Below are 13,891 nucleotides of genomic sequence, written 5' to 3'. Positions count from 1 at the left end.
TGCGTGCATCGCAAGGCGGAGGATTGAGCCATGGCGGAGCCATGGTGATGGACGACAACGCCGCGAGGTGCGTGCCCCAGCCCCGTGACGCCGCCACCCAATTGCCGGTCGGTCTGAGACGGCGGGGCTTCGGGACGGACGCTGTCCGACGGGGAAGCCCCGCCCTCCTTCCCGGCCGCTGTGGGTGCAAGGCGGTGGGCCCGGTCGGCGTACTCATGCCGACCGGGCCCACAGCTGCGGCCCGGCCGTGTCCACGTGCGTCGGCCTGGGAGGTGCCGCCTGCGTCGGCCGGGGCCCGTGATGCGGCACGTCGCCCCGCGGTGGGCGTCGTCAAGAAGCGCGCGCCAACACGGCGGCCACGTCCCGCTCATAAATGGGTTCGCTGGACGCCTGCGGGTAGGCGAGGCGGACCCTGCGCTCCGCACGGATCGAATCGGCCCACTCCACGTATCAGCGTTACCCAGCGCTGCTACCCACTCCTTCAGGCAGCAAAAAATCCGATAATTCCGGTGCGCCGAAGCTCGCCGCCGTGATAGTCCGACGAGTCATGAGAGATCTTGTGACACCTCGACTCGTACTCCACCCGTTGAGTCCCGCCGAGGCGGAGAACATAGTGGCCCGCCGTCCGGGGCCGGGTGCCCTATGGGCACCGGAGTACCCCACCGACGGCGACGCAGCCGGGGCCGGGCATTTCTTGGAGCACTGCGCCGACACCGGCAGCCCCCAGCCGTTCGGCGCCTACGAGATCCGCCTCCGCCAGGACGGACACGCCATAGGCGGAGTGGGCTTTCACGGTGCTCCGAACGCGGAGGGGCAGGTGACGATCGGCTACGGCCTGACCCCTGCGGCGCGCGGCAAGGGGTACGCCTCCGAGGCGCTGCGGGCGCTGCTGGAGTTCGCCCGCGACGAGGGCATCGCCGCCGTGAACGGCGATGCCGACCTCGACAACATCGCGTCCCAGCACGTCATGGTGGCGGCAGGCATGCGCTTCGTCAGGGCGGACGACCGGGTGAAGCACTTCCTGATCGACTGGTCGGACACGTCGGAGGCGTCGGAGGCGTCGGACACAACGGATGCGACGTACGTGGCTGAAGCGACCGACGCGACGGACGCCGCATAGACGGCAGAACCCGCCGGGGCATCCCGGCGGGTTCTGCCGTCATCCGGCCGACGAGTCGGCCGGCGCCTCAGTTCGCAGCGGCGGCCGCGTGGGACGTGGTGCCGCCCCCGGCCGTCACCGTGCCGGTCTTCGGCACCAGCAGCCGCTCGGTCAGATAGCCGAAGACCAGACCGAAAGTGGTCCACAGCGTGGCCTGAACGGCGAGGGTGGAGAGGCGGAACTCCCACAGCAGACTGGCCGGGAAGTCCTTGCCGACCTCATTGAACGAGGGCAGGAAGGCGTAGGCCAGCCCGATGACGAGCACATAGGCGGCGGACGCGGCAACGGACGCGTTCCAGTTGCCCAGGCGGGGAGCCAGCCGCTTGCCGAAAATGACGGCAGCGATGGCCAACAGCACGCTGAGGGCGACCATCAGGAAGAACAGGGTGGTGCGTTGGCCGATCGTGTCGGGGTTTCCGACAGCCGGCGGATTGGCCGGGTATTTGAGGAACGGCACGACATACACGGTCAGCAGGGCGCCGAACGCGATCAATGCGGCCGTGGCCCTCGGGCCGAACCTGCCGATGCGGCCTAGGGCGTAGCAGAAGACCAGCGCAGCGACGCCGCCGATCGCCACACCGAAGACCAGGACACCGGTGGCGAGACCCGCCGTGGACTGCATGGTGCGGCTGACGAGTTCCTCGCCGCCGCCGTGCTCGTGGCTGTGAGCCTCTTCGAGCGCGATCGCCGCGTCCACCCGGGATTCACCGAGGAAGTAGGCGACGGCAAGAGCGAGCGCGCCCGCGGCAAGTCCGGCCAGCATGCCACGGACGAGCAGCGCTCTGACAGATATGGAGTTCATGAGCGGTTCCCCTGAGGTGCGCAGCGTGTCAGTGGCAGGGGAAACCGAGCAGGTGGCGACCGTCGTGAACCCACTCGTGGACACCTTCGCCGGAGATGACAGCGGTGGCACCCTGCTCGGCGCCGACGAAGTACAGCAGGACGAGCATGAGGATGCCGAAGAAGACCGCCCACGGGGCAATGGCCTTCAGCGAGATGGGGGTGATGGCGGGTGTGGCGACGGTTGCGGGGGCAGCAGTCTGTGCCATGGCAGAACCTCCTGGGGGAACACGCGTCCCGATCGTGGTGCCTGAGACGACGGTGCCGGGTCTGACTTCCCGTAGGGGTACGGGTTCACAGTGGCGCGACCGTGCCGGATTCTCACCGGACTTCCGTCACACCGTCGTCATGTTCGTCGCGACCATACCGCCTGCGGGCACGCGCCGCCATGGCGCCATCTGCGGGGCCGGGAGACCCGGATGCCATGGTGTCCTTACCCGAAAGGCCACAGTTCGGGGAGTTGACACCGGTGTTGACGGTACAAGTGATGTTGATCTCACCGGCGCTCAATGCGGCGCTGCGTGAAGCCCGTTTCGACGGCGACGCCCCGCTCGACGCGTCCGGTGTCCGGCGGGCGCGTGCGGCCGCTGCCGCGGTGCCTGCCGCCGATCGCCGGGTGTGCGGAGCGGACGAGCGGTGCGCCGGGACCGCCGAGGCGTTGGGGCTGCGGTCCGAGACCGAACCGGCCCTCCACGGCTGGGACTTGGGGCGCTGGAGCGGGCAGCGGCTGGCGGAGGTGAGCGAGGCCGAGCCGGAGGCGGTGTCGGTCTGGCTGTCCGGCCCTTCGGCGGCACCGCACGGCGGTGAGTCGCTGCTGGACCTGTGTGCGCGGGTAGGCGGCTGGCTGGACTCGTTGCATCGGGACGGCGCCGGGGACGGCCGCGTGATCGCCGTGGTCGAACCCGCGGTGGTGCGCGCCGCGATCGTGCATGCGCTGGGCCTTCCGCCGCAGGCGTTCTGGCGGTTGGACGTCGCCCCGCTGACACTGACAGAGCTCAGCGGCCGGTCCGGCCGGTGGAACCTGCGCTGCGGGCGGTCCCTGAGCACCGGAACCGACGCCCCGTAACCCGGCGTCGGCCTCCGCCGCCGGACCGGCCCGCCCTGCCGGTGGCGGACTGTACCTCCCCTCCCTGCCGGCACCTTGAGGCGAGCGCCCGAGGCCGGACCCCCCACAACGCCGCCAGTTACTCGACACCGGGACCGGGGAGGACGAGAAGGGGCAGCCTACCCACCCACCCATCCCCTCCGCGGCGGGCCCGCCCGTGGGTCCGCCCACATACCGTTCCTGAGCAGTGAGCAGGAGTGAGTCCTGCGCACTGGCACGCCCCGAACGGTCTTGGGCGCACTGGTCGTCCGCTTTCGCAACCGGGCGGCGACACGGATCCTGTCCGTGGTCCGAGCCGGAAGGGCAGAGTCCCTCACGACCTGGCCAGATGGACGCGGCCAGAGGCGACGGGGAGGCCCTGAACCATCTCGCTGGTGGAGCAGGGGCCCCGCACGCCGGCACCGCACCCGGCGTCCCAGATCGCGCTGATCAAATTACCCCGATCAGCCCAGACCATCACAAGCCCACGAGCCCACCATCACACGATCGAGTTAAACCGTCCTCGTGCGCCACTCACCGGCAAGCAGTTACCAACCCCTGCCGCTCGAGCAATGCTGACAAATGGTACGTAAACTGGCCAAGGCGTTCGAATCCACCTTCTCTTCGGAAGGGCGACCGACCATGACCGATCAAACGCAGGTGAACCGGCCCGAGACCACCCGCCCGCAATCCGAGGCCACGCACGGAGCAGGACCGCACGGCGGAAACCGCCGAACGGAACCTGGGTCGCGGGGCCGAACCACGATCGCCGACGGCGTGGTGGCGAAGATCGCCGGGCTGGCGGCCCGGGGCGTGCCCGGAGTCCAGGGCATGGGAGGGGGATTCGCCCGCGGTATGGGGGCCGTGCGGGAGCGGGTGCCCGGAGCGGGAAGTCAGTCCGTCACCAGCGGTGTCAAGGTCGAGGTCGGCGAGGTCCAGACGGCGGTCGACCTGTCGATCATCGTCGAATACGGATACTCGATCGTCGAGCTCACGGGCGACGTCCGGACCGAGGTGATCACCGCCATCGAGCGGATGACCGGTCTGGAGGTCGTGGAGGTCAACATCTTGGTGAGCGACGTGAAGCTGCCCGACGAGGAAGAGGAACAGCAGGTGCCGGAGAGGCGGGTCGCGTAGCGGTTCGCCGGACCGGATCGCGCCTGGTCGAGGGGGTCCACCGGACGTGTCGTCGGCCTGAAACCCCGGCTGTCTCACGAGGTCGGTCGGGCTGTCCGGGCCCCCGGCCCGCCACCGCCCGGCGGCCCTGGACGGCAGTACGAGCGTCAGCAGTCGTCTGCCACGCGGCGACACACCGTCCGGCGCATACTCGAAGGTGGCCCTGAAAGATTGGGGGACGCAATGATCGTCCTCGGAGTCATTGTGCTCGTGATCGGCATGGCGGCCGGGATTTCCATCTTGTGGACCATCGGCGTCGCCCTCGTGCTGATCGGTGCGGTCCTCTGGATTCTCGGTGCTGTCGGCCACGGGATCGGTGGGCGGCGCCACTACTGGTGAGAACCGGAAAAACGCTTCGCCCCGTGAGCTCACCGGCACTTCGGGGACGTAGTTGCAGCGTGCGCCTGCGCGGGACGACGGACCCCGTCGGCGTGTCCCGCCGTCCCTCGGAGGGACGGCGGGACACGCCGACGCATCGGCTCAGGAGCCGTACTCAGCCGCGGTACGCCTCCAGCAGGCGCAGCCACACCTCGCTGATCGTCGGATAGGCGGGGACCGCGTGCCAGAGCCGGTCGATGGGGACCTCACCCGCAACGGCTACCGTCGCCGAGTGCAGCAGCTCGCCGATGCCGGGGCCGACGAAGGTGACGCCGAGTACGATCTCGCGGTCGAGGTCGACGATCATGCGGGCGCGGCCCCGGTAGCCGTCCGCGTACAGTCCGGAGCCGGCGACGGCGGCGAGGTCGTGGTCGACGGCGCGGACCCGGTGCCCGGCGCGCTCGGCCGCGGCGAGGGTGAGCCCGACGGATGCGGCCTCCGGGTCGGTGAAGACGACCTGGGGGACGGCCGCGTGGTCGGCGGTGGCGGCGTGTGCGCCCCAGCGGCCGGTCGCCGGCGGCACGCCGCCCTGCGCGCGGGCGGCGATCGCGGCACCCGCGATGCGGGCCTGGTACTTGCCCTGGTGGGTGAGGAGTGCCCGGTGATTGACGTCGCCGACTGCGTACAGCCAGTGGCTGCCCTCGACGCGGCAGCTGTCGTCGACCTCGAGCCAGGATCCGGGCTTCAGATCCACCGTCTCCAGGCCCAGGTCGTCGGTGCGCGGGGCACGGCCGGTGGCGAAGAGGATCTCGTCGGTCTCGATGCGCTCGCCGTTGTCCAGTTCCACGGTGACCGGTCCGTCGGGGCCGGCACGCCGCACGGAGGTGGCGGAGACGCCCGTACGGACGTCGGCTCCGGCCTCGGTGAGGGCCTCGGCGACCAGCTCGCCCGCGAACGGCTCCATCTTCGGCAGCAGCCCCTTGCCGCGGATCAGCATCGTCACCTGCGCGCCGAGAGCCTGCCAGACGGTGGCCATCTCCACGCCGACGACTCCCCCGCCGACGATCACCAGTCGGCCCGGCACCTCTTTGGCGCTCGTCGCCTCGCGGCTGGTCCAGGGGCGGGCGTCGGCGACTCCGGGAAGGTCGGGAACGACGGCGCGGCTGCCGGTGCAGACGGCGACGGCATGCCGGGCGGTCAGCCGGTGTTCGGAGCCGTCAGGGCCTGTGACGGAGACCTCCTTCGTGCCGGTCAGACGTCCCTGACCCCGGTAGAAGTCCGCGCCGATCCCCTTCAGCCAGGCGACCTGTCCGTCGTCCTTCCAGTGCGAGGCGTACTCGTCACGGTGGGCGAGGACGGCCGCCGTGTCCAGGGGTCCCTGGACCGCCGCGCTGAGTCCGGGGACCTTCCGCGCGTCGGCGCGGGCCACGACCGGGCGCAGCAGCGCCTTGCTGGGCATGCACGCCCAGTACGAGCACTCGCCGCCGACGAGCTCCGTCTCGACGACCGCCGTGGACAGTCCGGCAGCCCGGGTCCGATCCGCCACGTTCTCACCCACAGGTCCCGCACCGATCACCACGACGTCGTACACGGCGTTCTCCACAGCATCTGTCATGGGGGACAGTCTGGCCGTGCGTGTGAGCCGTGGCCACATGGGCAGGCGGAATAGCGCGGAACCGGGCGCGGTTGTGCCGGACACGTCCGAACGGGCACAGGAAGAGGTAACGAGAGCATGAGCACCGTAGAGCTCACCAAGGAAAACTTCGATCAGGTCGTCAGCGAGAACGAGTTCGTCCTGATCGACTTCTGGGCTTCCTGGTGCGGCCCGTGTCGGCAGTTCGCGCCGGTGTACGACGCGGCGTCCGAGCGCCACGCCGACCTGGTCTTCGCCAAGGTCGACACAGAGGCGCAGCAGGAGTTGGCGGCGGCCTTCGAGATCCGGTCCATTCCGACCCTGATGATCGTCCGGGACAATGTGGCGGTGTTCTCCCAGCCGGGGGCCCTGCCGGAGACGGCTCTCGAGGATGTCATCGGGCAGGCCCGCAAGCTGGACATGGACGAGGTCCGCAAGTCCATCGAGGACCAGCAGAAGGAAAAGAAGTAGCCGGCGCGAGCGGGCGACGCCGAAGGGCCCGGCCGGTTCGGCCGGGCCCTTCGGCGTTCCGGACATCCCTGGGGGTGTCCGACCCCGATCCGCCGGACTGATCCGCCGGACTAGAAGGGATGGCCGGCCGGTTCGCGGCGGACTGTCGTCCAGCGCAGGTCGGTGAAGGCCTCCAGGTTGGCCTCGCCCCCGAAGCGCGCCCCGGTGCCTGACGCGGCGATGCCGCCGAAGGGTGCGACCGCCTCGTCGTTCACCGTCTGGTCGTTGATGTGGGCGATGCCGGTCGGGATCCGGTCGGCGAGTTCCAGGCCGAGGGCGGTGTCGCGGGTGACGATGCCCAGCGAGAGTCCGTACGGGCTGTCGGCGGCCAGCGCCGCGGCCTCGTCCAGGGTGTCGAAGGACCGCACGGGGGCGACCGGACCGAAGACCTCCTCCGTGTAGGCGGGTGTCTGGTCGTCGACGTGGGTGAGGACGGTGGGCCGGTAGAACAGGTCGCGGTGGGTGCCGCCCGCCGCGAGCTTCGCGCCCCGTGCGGTGCTCGACTCGACCAGCCGGTGGATCTTGCCGAGCTGGCCGCGGTCGATGACCGGGCCGAGGTGGACCTGCTCACGGTGCGGGTCGCCGACAACCAGCGCGTCCGCCTTCGCGGCGAGCCGCTCGACGTACTCGTCGTGCAGCGAGGCGTGGACGAGGTGGCGGCCGGTGGTCATGCAGATCTGGCCCTGATGGAAGAAGGAGCCCCAGGTCGCCTGGGCCACAGCGCCCTTCAGGTCGGCGTCCTCCAGGACGACGAGGGCGGAGTTGCCGCCGAGCTCGAGGTGCACACGCTTGAGGAGCCGCCCGGCAGCCTCGCCGACGGCGCGGCCCGCCGTGGTGGAGCCGGTGAAGGAGATGACCGGGACGCGAGGTTCGGCGACGAGCGCCTGTCCGGCCTCGGCGCCGCCGGGCAGGACATGCAGCAGGTTCTCGCCGAGTCCGGCCTCGGCGAAGACCGCGGCGAGTGAGAGCCCGCCGCAGACCGCGGTGCGCGGGTCGGGCTTGAGGAGCACCGCGTTGCCGAGGGCCAGTGCGGGTGCAACGGACCGGATGGAGAGGATCAACGGCGCGTTGAACGGGGCGATGACGCCGACGACCCCGACCGGGACCCTGCGGGTGTAGGAGAGCCGCTGGTCCTCGCTGGGCAAAACCTGACCGGCCGGCCGGGAGGCGAGCGCGGCGGCTTCGTAGCACTCCTGGGCGGCGACGTGGAGCTCGAAGTCGGCCTTGCCGGGGATCGATCCGGACTCCCGTACGAGCCATTCGCGCAGCTCGTCTGCGTGGGCGGTGAACAGGTCACCGGCCCGGCGCAGGACGGCCGCGCGCACGAAGTGCGGGGTGCGGGCCCAGGCGGACTGGGCAGCGACCGCGGCCTCGGCGGCTGCCGCGATGTCCTCGGGCGCGGCGAGGGTGACGTGTCCGAGGACCTCGCCGGTGGCGGGCTCGACAACATCCGACTCACCTCCCGCGAGCGTGCGGGACTGCCAGGCTTTGGGGTCGAGCAGGGACATGAAGACTCTCCAGTCGATCGGTTCGAGGGGTGGTCCCATGCGGTGGGGCGCGCGGGGTGTGCGGCCGCGGCCTCGCGGGACTACGCGATCCGGTGCAGCCGTGCGAGCTGCGTTCGGCCATCGAACGTGATCTCGCCCGGTTGAACGTGCAACATCGTAGTCACGCCGCACCGATCGAAAAGGGAATTGATCGAACTGCTGCTCCCTTTTGCGCGCGCGGAACGGTGCGGACGTCACGCACGAGCGGGTTTCCCAACTCCAGCCTTCTGAAAGGCAGTTGTCAGAACGGACGGTCAGCTGTCGGCGGTCCGCTCCGAGATCCTGACCGAGAGCCCGTAGTCCAGTTCGGCACCGTCGACGAGCAGGGCTTCCACGGTGTGGGTCGCCGGGTCGATGTCCGCCACCATGCCCTCCCCGGCGTACCGAGGGTAGCCCGACGCCCCCGTCTCGCCGGTGGCCTCCACGACGGCAGAGCGGATAGGGGCGCCGGCGGACCGGACACCGCCGGCATCGGCGGACTCGGGGGTTCCGGAGGCTTCGGAGGCGCCCTTGGCCTTCGGGGCCTCAGCGGGGCCTTCGGTGAACTCGGGGACCAGCAGGATCTCGTAACTCTGCGGATGGTTCATGGTCATGACGCTAAGCAAGCGACGCGCGACGCGCACGTTGCCGCGCTGAACCCACCTCAGCTGGACTCGCGGCGGATCGCCCGCGCCCTCAGCAGGTCATGGCGCTCCGGCACGCCTCCCGGATGCCGCACCAGCCGGTCGACGAGGTCCGCCAGCGGCTGCGATGTGGCCAGTTCCATCCGCACACTGCTCAGCCGGGGTCTCAGCAGCCTGCTGAGCAGCAGGTCGTCGGCGCCCACCACGGCCGTCTCGCCCGGTATCTCGATGCCCGCGTCCTGGAGGGCCCGCATCAGGAGCATCGCATAGGCGTCGTTGTACGCGAACACGGCGTCGAGTCCGAGCGTGCGCCACCGGGCGGCGAGCGCGCCGGCCGACTCCTCGTCGTACCGCAGGGGCAACGGTTCGATGAGGGCTCCGCCATCGGCCGCCACCCGCCGGGCTCCGGACAGCCTCGGTTCGGCGAACAGGGCGAGGCCCGGTTCCTCGGGCATGACGACGCCGATCCGGCGTCGTCCGCGTTCCAGCAGATGTCCGGTCGCGCAACTGCCGACCTCCCGCTGGTCCATGACCAGGGCGTGGGCGCCGTCCACCGGTTGCGGGCCGAGGGTGATCACCGCCTTGGCGCCGGAACGTCGCAGTACGGCTATGCCCTGCGGAGTGAGCGCGACCCCGCCGGGTGCGATCACGGCGACGGGGCGGAGTTCCGCCCAGGCCCGGGCGGCGTCGTCGGCGTCCAGTCCGAGGCTCCCGTGCTGGACCACGGTGTAGTCGAGGCGCCGCAGCCCGGATTCGAGTTCATGGAGGAAGCGGTGGTGGAGCGGACCGGCCGGGTGGTTCCCGGTGGGCATCAGCACCGTCCGGGTGTGTCCGGCGCGCAGGCTCCGGGCCGCCGCGTGCGGCACATAGCCGAGTTCGGAGGCCGCCTCCCTGACCCGGCGGCGGGTGGGCTCGCTGATCCGGACGGTCGGGTTGTTGTTGAGTACGTACGACACGGTGGCCCGCGAGACCCCGGCGAGCCGCGCCACGTCGGCGCTGGTCGGGACGGGGCCTTCGGCGGGCTGCTTGGGTAACTGGCTCATGGCGTCGGGCAGTCTTCCAGACCGCTTGGAGGTGGGTACGCTCCGGGGCATGGATGACTCGTCGATGGTGGGGCTGCTCGGCAGGGTGACCGGGACGGTGGGGCCGGGGCTGGTCGGTGAGGTGATCGTTCAGATCCGTGGGGGCGCCGAGCACTTCCTCGCCCATCCCGCCCCGCCGGGGGTCCGTATCGAGCCGGGGACGGTGGTGACGGTGATCGAGTATCTGCCGCCGCGCACGGTCTATGTGGCTCCTGCTTACGACAGTTGAGGTGTGTGAAGGACCGGCGTCCCGGGTGCGGCAGTCAAGATTGCGGCAAGGTTGCGCGCACCTCTTCTCCGCCGTCGCGCACAGGAGAAGAATCCCTCTGTTCAGCAGTGCCGACGGGGTACTGCGATAAGGGGGCGCATGCCGATGGTCATCGGCGTCACGGCGGGTCTCGTACTCGCTGCCATCATTGTGTTGATCGGCCTGTTCAAGCTCATGTGGCGGGTGGCCGAGCCGAATGAGGCACTCGTCATCTCCGGTTCCAAGCACAAGACCGAGGGCCTCGGACAGGGCATGGGATTCCGTATCGTCACCGGGCACGGCACGCTCGTCGTGCCCGGCGTGCAGGCGGTACGGAAGATGTCGCTGGATCTCAACGAAACGGAACTGTCCGTCGATTGCGTCACGCATCAGGGGATTCCTCTGCGGGTGCGCGGCGTTGTCATCTTCAAGGTGGGCGACGACTTCGTATCGATCGCCAATGCGGCCCGTCGATTCCTCGACCAGCAGAAGATGATGTCGGAGCGGGTGCACAACGTGTTTGCCGGTCATCTCCGGTCCATCGTCGGCGGGTTGACCGTGGAGGACATGATCCGGGACCGGGAGAAGCTCACCGGTCAGACCCGGGCGGCGTGCGGCACCGAGATGGAGAAGCTCGGGCTGATCGTCGACTCGCTGCAGATCCACGAGATCGAGGACCCGACCGGGTACATCAAGAATCTCGCCATGCCGCATGCCGCGGCGGTGCAGCGGGACGCCCGGATCGCGCAGGCCGAGGCCAACCGGCGGGCCACCGAGGCGGAGCAGCAGGCCGCCGCCCGGATGTCGGAGGCGACCCGCGACAGCGAGATCCTGCAGGCCGGGTATCAGGCCGAGCGGGACAAGGCCGCGGCCAAGTCGCGGCAGGCGGGACCCCTCGCCGACGCGGCGGCCAGGCAGGAGGTCGTGGTCCAGGAGACCCGGGTCGCTGAACTGGAGGCCCAGCGGCGCGAGCAGCAGCTGCAGGCGGACGTACGGAAGCCCGCGGATGCCCAGGCGTACGAGAAGCGGACGCTGGCGGAGGGCGAGCGCGACGCCCGGATCTCGGCCGCCGAGGCGCATGCGAAGGAGACGGAGCTCGCCGCGATCGCCGAGGCCAACCGGGTCAAGACGGCGGCGATTGCGGAGGCCGAGGCCACGAAGGCGCGCGGCGCCGCCGCCGCGTCGGCGACCCGGGCGACCGGTGAGGCGGAGGCAGCGGCGGCGCAGGCCAAGGGGCTGGCGCTGGCCGAGTCGACCCGGGCCAAGGGGCTGGCCGAGGCCGAAGCGATCAAGGCGCGTGCTGCCGCCCTCGCGGAGAATCAGGAAGCCGTTGTCGCCCAGCAGTTGGCGGAGAAGTGGCCGGAGATCGTCGAGGCGGGCGCGGGTGCCTTCAGCAGTGTGGACCACATGGTGCTCCTGAACGGCGCCGACGGGATGTCGGAGATGTTCGCGAAGGCTCTGACGATGGGTGGCACGGGGCTGGGTCTGGCCCGGCAGCTGCTGTCCACGATGAGCGAGAAGGGCGGGACGGCAGGATCCTCGGCGCCGGTCAACGGTGTCACGCCCGCCGTGCCGCCGTCGCCGCGCAAGGAGCGCATTCCGGTGACGGGTGATCAGGAGGGGAGCACACCCTCCTGACCGCTCCCGGTAGGTGTGGCCGGTCCTCGTCCGTCAGCCACGGGCGAGGACCGGCCACTGCTCCAAGTCCTCGACATGCGGCGCCCACAGCTCCCTGTCGACCACCCCGTGCCGACGCAGCACCGGCAGACGGGTGCCGACGGCCCTGGCGCCGCAGGTGGCCGGCGCGGCGGAGGACGCTCCGGCAGGCGCCCTCCTGTCCCGGCGGGGCAGCTGTGCGAACGCGGCGACGGGGTCCGACCCTGAACCTTCGGTTGACGTCGAGACCGGTGAGTATGAGGGCGCTGACGCTCCGGCAGGCGCGGCCTGGGGAACGGCGCCACAACCGGTCCGGCGGCCGCACACCTTGCCGTGCGCCAGAAACGCCAAGCGCGGGCGTGCGAGCGTGACGAGGGGTGCACCTCGCACGTCCGCGGGGCACGTGTCCGATGACCGTGGTCCGAGACTGCTGCCCGTTCGGCGGGCCCGGTCCACGGAATGGGCCGGACAGCCCCTACGGTGTTCCGATGACCATCCCTCACCGTTCAGACAGCACGTACCTCTCGGACTCCACCCGCGCCGCCGACGGCTCGGCCGACTTCCCCGGGCGCTCAGGCCCCGCCGCGACCGCCGAGGCGAACCCGCACGACGTGGGCCCGCTCCGCACCTCGTACGCCCCCGACCGCGACGGCGATCCCGACCCCGGCGAAATCGTCTGGACCTGGGTGCCCTTCGAGGAGGACGACGGGCGCGGCAAGGACCGCCCGGTACTGGTGGTGGCCCGGGAGGCGGCGGGCACGCTGCTCGTCGTGCAGCTCTCCAGCAAGCAGCACGACCGGGACCGCGAGTGGGTGGCCCTCGGCGCCGGGCCGTGGGACAGCTCCGGCCGGCCGTCCTGGGTCGATCTGGACCGGGTGCTGCGGGTGCATGAGGACGGGATGCGGCGCGAGGCGTGCGCGCTGGACCGGGACCGGTTCGATCTGGTCGCCGGCCGGCTGCGGGAGCGTTACGGCTGGAACTGACCGGCGGGGTCGGGAAGCGGCCCTTGCGGCTGACGTTGACCCCTCTGGCTCAACGTCACCGTGTCGGTCGGTGTCCACCCCTCTGGCTCAACGGCAGGGTCAGGGAGTGTCCGGTCCCGACGGCCGCAGCTCTTTTTCGAACGCGCAAACGAATGCGGTACGAGTGGCCGATTCGGGACCGCGGTCGAGGATGCCGTAGACGATCTGCTCGAAATGCCCGGCGAACCGGCCCCCGTCGGTGAGCAGCGCGCGGAAGGTACCTGCCACCTGCGCCGGATCGTTGCGGAACACGCCGCAGCCCCAGGCACCGAGCACCAGCCTGCGGTATCCGCGCACCGCAGCGACCTCCAGCACCCGTTCGGCGCGGGACGCGAGCGCGGCGGGGATACGAGGGGCGTCCTCGGGGGTCCGGCTGCGGATCACTCCGGCGTTGGGTGCGGGCGAGGTGAGGAAGCCCACGGTGTACGGGATGTCCAGCAGGCGCCCCCGGTCGTCGCGGAACACCGGTACACCGGGTGAGTGGATGACCCGGTCGGTGTAGAAGGCGCTGCGTTCGGCACGGTGGTGGGCGTAGTGGTCGGGGGCGCGCAGCAGGGTGGCGTAGAGCGTCGAGCTGCGGCAGAGCGCCTCCTCCTGGGCCTGCGCGCCGTTGAGATAGCCGCCGCCGGGGTTACGGGCGGAGGCGAAGTTCAGCACGGCGACCTTGCCGGGCCCTTCGCCCGTCATCCGGCGCGCCGCCTGCAGGCTGCTCTCGCCGGTGACCTCGACAATCGTGGTGCGGCCGGAGTCCAGAACGGCGACGGGCACCGGCTCGGGCCCGTACAGCCGGGTCCCGGAGAGCGCGGCGGCCAGAGCACGCTCGATACTCACCTCACGCCCCGCGGGCGTACGGTAGAACCCCTGCTCGACGATGGTCTCGGTCTCTCTTGCGATGGCGCGAAGCCGTGCGCTCATCAATACTCCCCCGTGTGGTGCATACGGGCATGGTCGGTGCTTCCGAGGCCCGGATGCAACCGAATTCCTGTCGCACAAG

The 13,891-nt window shown here is 70.6% G+C and carries 15 protein-coding genes and 1 riboswitch; of the genes, 8 read left to right on the top strand and 7 right to left on the bottom strand.

Annotated elements, in window-relative coordinates:
• Positions 1-559: 559 nt before the first annotated feature.
• Positions 560-1,120, top strand: a complete 561-nt coding sequence (locus ACWD6R_RS30950; protein ID WP_451821720.1) for a GNAT family N-acetyltransferase — start codon at positions 560-562, stop codon at positions 1,118-1,120.
• A gap of 67 nt (positions 1,121-1,187) precedes the next feature.
• Here the strand turns inward: ACWD6R_RS30950 and ACWD6R_RS30945 are convergent, their stop codons facing one another.
• Complete coding sequence (locus ACWD6R_RS30945) at positions 1,188-1,961, bottom strand: CbtA family protein (RefSeq protein ID WP_451821719.1); 774 nt, start codon at positions 1,959-1,961, stop codon at positions 1,188-1,190.
• Between the two features lie 28 nt (positions 1,962-1,989).
• Positions 1,990-2,208 carry a CbtB domain-containing protein gene (locus ACWD6R_RS30940; protein ID WP_358859456.1) on the bottom strand — a complete coding sequence of 73 codons (219 nt, stop codon included), beginning with the start codon at positions 2,206-2,208 and terminating at the stop codon, positions 1,990-1,992.
• Positions 2,209-2,211: 3 nt separating this feature from the next.
• Positions 2,212-2,360, bottom strand: a riboswitch (adenosylcobalamin (AdoCbl) riboswitch).
• 126 nt (positions 2,361-2,486) lie between these two features.
• On the opposite strand from ACWD6R_RS30940, the gene ACWD6R_RS30935 reads away from it, so the two are divergent.
• The 3 genes from ACWD6R_RS30935 (at position 2,487) to ACWD6R_RS30925 (ending at position 4,598) form a co-directional block, all read left to right on the top strand.
• Positions 2,487-3,065 carry a histidine phosphatase family protein gene (locus ACWD6R_RS30935; RefSeq protein ID WP_451821718.1) on the top strand — a complete coding sequence of 193 codons (579 nt, stop codon included), beginning with the start codon at positions 2,487-2,489 and terminating at the stop codon, positions 3,063-3,065.
• A gap of 660 nt (positions 3,066-3,725) precedes the next feature.
• Positions 3,726-4,220 carry an Asp23/Gls24 family envelope stress response protein gene (locus ACWD6R_RS30930; RefSeq protein ID WP_451821717.1) on the top strand — a complete coding sequence of 165 codons (495 nt, stop codon included), beginning with the start codon at positions 3,726-3,728 and terminating at the stop codon, positions 4,218-4,220.
• 210 nt (positions 4,221-4,430) lie between these two features.
• Complete coding sequence (locus ACWD6R_RS30925) at positions 4,431-4,598, top strand: hypothetical protein (protein ID WP_451821722.1); 168 nt, start codon at positions 4,431-4,433, stop codon at positions 4,596-4,598.
• Positions 4,599-4,752: 154 nt separating this feature from the next.
• Here ACWD6R_RS30925 and ACWD6R_RS30920 read toward each other — a convergent pair whose 3' ends face one another.
• The gene (locus tag ACWD6R_RS30920; RefSeq protein WP_451821716.1) at positions 4,753-6,192 is read right to left on the bottom strand and encodes a dihydrolipoyl dehydrogenase family protein; all 1,440 of its coding nucleotides are present in this window, start codon (positions 6,190-6,192) and stop codon (positions 4,753-4,755) included.
• Between the two features lie 117 nt (positions 6,193-6,309).
• Between ACWD6R_RS30920 and trxA the strand changes: the two genes are divergently transcribed.
• On the top strand, positions 6,310-6,681 hold the full coding sequence (trxA, locus tag ACWD6R_RS30915) for a thioredoxin (RefSeq protein WP_451821715.1): 372 nt from the start codon (positions 6,310-6,312) through the stop codon (positions 6,679-6,681).
• Between the two features lie 110 nt (positions 6,682-6,791).
• On the opposite strand, the gene ACWD6R_RS30910 is transcribed toward trxA, so the two are convergent.
• From ACWD6R_RS30910 to ACWD6R_RS30900, 3 genes are all read right to left on the bottom strand, one after another.
• Positions 6,792-8,228 (bottom strand): aldehyde dehydrogenase family protein, encoded by a 1,437-nt coding sequence (locus ACWD6R_RS30910; RefSeq protein ID WP_451821714.1) that lies wholly within the window; start codon positions 8,226-8,228, stop codon positions 6,792-6,794.
• A 293-nt stretch (positions 8,229-8,521) separates the two neighbouring features.
• A complete protein-coding gene (locus ACWD6R_RS30905) occupies positions 8,522-8,854 on the bottom strand; it encodes a hypothetical protein (RefSeq protein ID WP_451821713.1) in 333 nt (110 codons plus the stop codon).
• A 56-nt stretch (positions 8,855-8,910) separates the two neighbouring features.
• Complete coding sequence (locus ACWD6R_RS30900) at positions 8,911-9,933, bottom strand: LacI family DNA-binding transcriptional regulator (RefSeq protein ID WP_451821712.1); 1,023 nt, start codon at positions 9,931-9,933, stop codon at positions 8,911-8,913.
• Between the two features lie 49 nt (positions 9,934-9,982).
• On the opposite strand from ACWD6R_RS30900, the gene ACWD6R_RS30895 reads away from it, so the two are divergent.
• The 3 genes from ACWD6R_RS30895 (at position 9,983) to ACWD6R_RS30885 (ending at position 12,858) form a co-directional block, all read left to right on the top strand.
• Entirely contained in the window at positions 9,983-10,201 is a 219-nt protein-coding gene (locus tag ACWD6R_RS30895; protein WP_266978230.1) for a hypothetical protein, read from the top strand.
• Between the two features lie 138 nt (positions 10,202-10,339).
• On the top strand, positions 10,340-11,857 hold the full coding sequence (locus tag ACWD6R_RS30890) for a flotillin family protein (protein WP_451821711.1): 1,518 nt from the start codon (positions 10,340-10,342) through the stop codon (positions 11,855-11,857).
• Positions 11,858-12,363: 506 nt separating this feature from the next.
• Positions 12,364-12,858: a type II toxin-antitoxin system PemK/MazF family toxin gene (locus ACWD6R_RS30885; RefSeq protein WP_451821710.1), complete on the top strand. Its 495-nt coding sequence runs from the start codon at positions 12,364-12,366 to the stop codon at positions 12,856-12,858.
• Between the two features lie 99 nt (positions 12,859-12,957).
• Here the strand turns inward: ACWD6R_RS30885 and ACWD6R_RS30880 are convergent, their stop codons facing one another.
• On the bottom strand, positions 12,958-13,812 hold the full coding sequence (locus ACWD6R_RS30880; RefSeq protein ID WP_451821709.1) for a TIGR02452 family protein: 855 nt from the start codon (positions 13,810-13,812) through the stop codon (positions 12,958-12,960).
• Positions 13,813-13,891: the final 79 nt, after the last annotated feature.

This window comes from Streptomyces sp. NPDC005151 (assembly GCF_053599875.1).
The sequence above is the reverse complement of the archived record's forward strand: the minus strand, read 5'-3'. Positions and strand labels throughout refer to the sequence as shown.

What these genes read in the sequence shown, in the direction of transcription:
- ACWD6R_RS30945 (WP_451821719.1), bottom strand. Translation starts at nt 1,961, where the DNA reads ATGAACTCCATATCTGTCAGAGCGCTGCTCGTCCGTGGCATGCTGGCC.
- ACWD6R_RS30940 (WP_358859456.1), bottom strand. Translation starts at nt 2,208, where the DNA reads ATGGCACAGACTGCTGCCCCCGCAACCGTCGCCACACCCGCCATCACC.
- ACWD6R_RS30935 (WP_451821718.1), top strand. Translation starts at nt 2,487, where the DNA reads ATGTTGATCTCACCGGCGCTCAATGCGGCGCTGCGTGAAGCCCGTTTC.
- ACWD6R_RS30930 (WP_451821717.1), top strand. Translation starts at nt 3,726, where the DNA reads ATGACCGATCAAACGCAGGTGAACCGGCCCGAGACCACCCGCCCGCAA.
- ACWD6R_RS30920 (WP_451821716.1), bottom strand. Translation starts at nt 6,192, where the DNA reads ATGACAGATGCTGTGGAGAACGCCGTGTACGACGTCGTGGTGATCGGT.
- trxA (WP_451821715.1), top strand. Translation starts at nt 6,310, where the DNA reads ATGAGCACCGTAGAGCTCACCAAGGAAAACTTCGATCAGGTCGTCAGC.
- ACWD6R_RS30910 (WP_451821714.1), bottom strand. Translation starts at nt 8,228, where the DNA reads ATGTCCCTGCTCGACCCCAAAGCCTGGCAGTCCCGCACGCTCGCGGGA.
- ACWD6R_RS30905 (WP_451821713.1), bottom strand. Translation starts at nt 8,854, where the DNA reads ATGAACCATCCGCAGAGTTACGAGATCCTGCTGGTCCCCGAGTTCACC.
- ACWD6R_RS30900 (WP_451821712.1), bottom strand. Translation starts at nt 9,933, where the DNA reads ATGAGCCAGTTACCCAAGCAGCCCGCCGAAGGCCCCGTCCCGACCAGC.
- ACWD6R_RS30895 (WP_266978230.1), top strand. Translation starts at nt 9,983, where the DNA reads ATGGATGACTCGTCGATGGTGGGGCTGCTCGGCAGGGTGACCGGGACG.
- ACWD6R_RS30890 (WP_451821711.1), top strand. Translation starts at nt 10,340, where the DNA reads ATGCCGATGGTCATCGGCGTCACGGCGGGTCTCGTACTCGCTGCCATC.
- ACWD6R_RS30885 (WP_451821710.1), top strand. Translation starts at nt 12,364, where the DNA reads ATGACCATCCCTCACCGTTCAGACAGCACGTACCTCTCGGACTCCACC.
- ACWD6R_RS30880 (WP_451821709.1), bottom strand. Translation starts at nt 13,812, where the DNA reads ATGAGCGCACGGCTTCGCGCCATCGCAAGAGAGACCGAGACCATCGTC.